We start from the raw sequence: 237 nt of genomic DNA, 5'->3' as shown, positions 1-237 counted from the left end.
AGAGTGCGTAATAGCTCACTAGTCGAGTGATCCTGCGCCGAAAATGTACCGGGGCTAAGCATATTACCGAAACTGTGGATGTGCACTATGTGCACGTGATAGGAGAGCGTTCTAAGGGTGGCGAAGTCAGACCGTGAGGACTGGTGGAGCGCTTAGAAGTGAGAATGCCGGTATGAGTAGCGAAAGACAGGTGAGAATCCTGTCCACCGAATGACTAAGGTTTCCTGGGGAAGGCTC

1 rRNA gene is annotated in these 237 nt (G+C 51.9%); it reads left to right on the top strand.

Annotated elements, in window-relative coordinates:
* Positions 1-237, top strand: a 23S ribosomal RNA gene (locus LMC10_RS01315); the annotation flags it as partial.

The sequence above is a fragment of the Limosilactobacillus reuteri subsp. simiae genome (assembly GCF_020784875.1).
Taxonomy (GTDB): Bacteria; Bacillota; Bacilli; order Lactobacillales; family Lactobacillaceae; genus Limosilactobacillus; species Limosilactobacillus reuteri_H.
Note: the sequence above shows the minus strand (reverse complement) of the source record. Positions and strands in the feature narration are given on the sequence as shown.